Below are 2819 nucleotides of genomic sequence, written 5' to 3'. Positions count from 1 at the left end.
CACGACAGACTCGCGCAGGTTCGAAGCCTCTGCACCCACCGGGACGCTCCCGACCGACTCGTCGCGGGCGTCGAAGTTGGCGGCGTGCACGTGAGCGACGACGGCGGCGAGAGTTGGCAGGAGCGCTGTATCGACGACGACGCGCCGAACACGGACGACATCCACCACCTCCACATGGGCGACGCGGAAACCCTCGTCGCCTCGACGGGGAGCGGGTTGTACCGCTCGACTGATGCCGGACGGTCGTGGTTGCGGTTGGACGGCGGATACGATCAGGGATATTTCCGCGGGGCGTTCGTCCACGACGGCACCCTCTACGCGGGCGGCGCACCCGGTTCGTCCTCGTCGTGGGGCGACGGCGGCCACGCGCTGTTCGAGCGTCGCGACGGGGAAACGCTGGAATCTGTTTCCTCGCCGGTCCCGGACGAGGTTGTGATCGGTTGGAGTGTGATCGATGGCGACGTGCTGGCCGTGACCCACCGCGGGACGCTCCTTCGGCGCGAATCCGACGGCTGGAACGTCGTCGGATCGGTGCCGACGCCCGGACGCCTCAGGGGGCGATACCTCTCGCTGACGTGGTATGAAGACTGAGCGTGTTGGAGTCCGCGGTTTCGGACGCTCGCGGAAGAAAAACGGACCGAAAATCGCGGTTATTCCGTCGCCGTTTCGAAGTCGATCTCGTCTATCTCGTCGTCCTCGAGCATCTGTGGTTTGCCGAGCGGGAGCGATCCGAAGAGGACGTAGTGGACGGCGAACGCGACGCCGACGAGCGCGACGAGCAAGGCGAGGCTGCGTTTGAGGCTTGCCATATTCGGGACCACGGAGGCGAAAAGAAAGAGTGCTTCGGTGTGTTCTCGGGAATCCTACCGATCCACCTCGCCCAACACGATGTCGAGACTGCCGAGCGAGGCGATAAGGTCCGGCACGAACTCGCCTTCCGACATCTCCGGCAGCGCCGACAGGTTGCTGAAACACGGGCTTCGAATCTTGAACCGTGCCGGACTGTCCGTGTTGTCCGAACGGATGTACACCCCGAGTTCGCCTTTTGCTCCTTCGACCGCGCGATACGTTTCGGCGTCCATCGGCGGTTTCAGGGTTCGAGGCACGTTCGACTGCAAGGTCCGTTCCTCCTCGGGCCAGTTGGCCAGCAGTTCGACGCACTGCTCGACGATTCTGGCGGACTGTTCGACCTCGCGCAACCGAACCAACACGCGGGCGTAGTTGTCACAGCCGTCCTCGGTGACGACGTTCCAGTCGAGTTGGTCGTAGTAGCCGTACGGGTCGTCGCGGCGCAGGTCGTAGTCGATTCCCGACCCGCGGGCGACGGGACCCGTCACGCCGTACTGTTTCGCGACTTCCGGGTCGAGGACGCCGGTATCGACACAGCGCAGTTGGAAGAGTTCGTTCTCCGTGAGCAGGGCGTGGTACTCTTCGAGCGCGGCCGGGAGTCCGTAGACGAAGTCCAGCGTCTTGTCGAAGAACTCCTCCCGTGGCTCCGGAACGTCCCAGATGACGCCGCCGAGGCGGAAGTAGTTGAACATCATGCGCTGGCCGGTCAGGTCCTCTAGGACGTTCTGAACGATTTCGCGGTCGCGGAACGCGTACTGGAAGATGGCTGTGAAGTCGCCGTACACGTCGAGTGAGAAGGTGCCGAGCGCGAGGAAGTGACCCGCCATGCGTGAGAGTTCGACGCCGAACGTCCGCAGGATTTGGGCGTATTCCGGAACGTCGATGTCCGCGAGGTCCTCCGCGGCCCGCGCGTAGGCCCACTCGTTGGTCATGTTCGCGGTGTAATCCCAACGGTCGGGATACGGCATGATTTCGAGGCGGTACTTTCCCGATTGGGCCATCTGCTCCTCACAGCGGTGCAGGTAGCCGATGTCGGGGTGCACGTTGATCACCTGCTCGCCGTCGAGGACGGTCTCGATGTGGAGGACGCCGTGGGTCGCCGGGTGGTGCGGGCCGATGTTGATGAACAGCGTATCGGCGTTGTCCGCGTACTCGTCCTTCGTGATGGGATTCTTGTGCTTCTCGAACGGGACGATCTGGGTCTGGTACTGATCGTAGTCGAGCGAGAGCGGGTGGCCCTGCCAGCCCCGCGGGAGGAGAATCCGCCGCAAGTCCGGGTTGCCGTCGTACTCGATTCCGACGAGGTCGAAGGCTTCGCGTTCGTGCCACTCCGCCGTCCGAAAGACGGGTTCCGCCGTCTCGCTCACAGGGTTATCGGTCGTGGTCGGAACGACGATGCTCACCTCCTGTGTCGGGTCCGCGTACTTCTTGAGGTGGTAGATGCTCTCGTAGCGGTCCTCGTACTGCTGGGCGGTCAGACACGAGAGATGGTCGAACCCGGCCTCGTCGCGCAGCACGGTCAGCACGTCCTGCACTTCGTCCGGCCGAATCACGAAACCGGGTGCGTTCAGGTGGTCGTCGCGGGAGAGCACGTGATTGCCGAGCAGTTCCGCCAGTTCGTCGCGGTCGAACTCCTGCGGACGCGTTTGTCCTTGCTCCTCCGTCTGCGAACTCATTCTTCCACCCAGTTGTAGCGCATGACGAGGGTGTCCTCGTCTATTTCGTCCGCGAGCGATCGCACCAACTCGTCGGGTTCCAAATCGCCGAACCGCTCCAGTTCGTACGGTTTGACCACGACCGGTGTCACCTCGCCGTTGGCGATTCGCTCCTGAAGATGGGTGATTCCGTAGATGAGCGCCTCGGGTCGCGGCGGGCATCCGGGAACGTGAATGTCAACCGGGATGACCTCCTCTGCGCCCTTGATGACGTTGTACCCCTGCTGGAACGGCCCGCCTGAGCAGGTACACGAC

General features: G+C 63.4%; 4 protein-coding genes. 1 reads left to right on the top strand and 3 read right to left on the bottom strand.

Annotation, left to right across the window (positions count from 1 at the left end):
• The coding region (locus tag WBV42_RS11410) for a WD40/YVTN/BNR-like repeat-containing protein (RefSeq protein ID WP_423986142.1) at positions 1–591 on the top strand (591 nt) is incomplete at its 5' end.
• A 59-nt stretch (positions 592–650) separates the two neighbouring features.
• Here the strand turns inward: WBV42_RS11410 and WBV42_RS11405 are convergent.
• The 3 genes from WBV42_RS11405 to WBV42_RS11395 all read right to left on the bottom strand — a co-directional run.
• Positions 651–809, bottom strand: coding sequence for a hypothetical protein (locus WBV42_RS11405; RefSeq protein ID WP_190303877.1), 159 nt, complete (start codon positions 807–809; stop codon positions 651–653).
• Positions 810–863: 54 nt separating this feature from the next.
• Positions 864–2525, bottom strand: coding sequence for an NADH-quinone oxidoreductase subunit D (locus tag WBV42_RS11400; RefSeq protein WP_423986141.1), 1662 nt, complete (start codon positions 2523–2525; stop codon positions 864–866).
• Positions 2522–2819: NADH-quinone oxidoreductase subunit B (locus tag WBV42_RS11395; protein WP_423986140.1), on the bottom strand; the 298-nt coding region annotated here is incomplete at its 5' end. The genes WBV42_RS11400 and WBV42_RS11395, both read right to left, overlap by 4 nt.

Source organism: Haladaptatus sp. (assembly GCF_049589095.1).
Taxonomy (GTDB): Archaea; Halobacteriota; Halobacteria; order Halobacteriales; family Haladaptataceae; genus Haladaptatus.
This window is presented reverse-complemented; position numbering and strand designations above follow the sequence as displayed.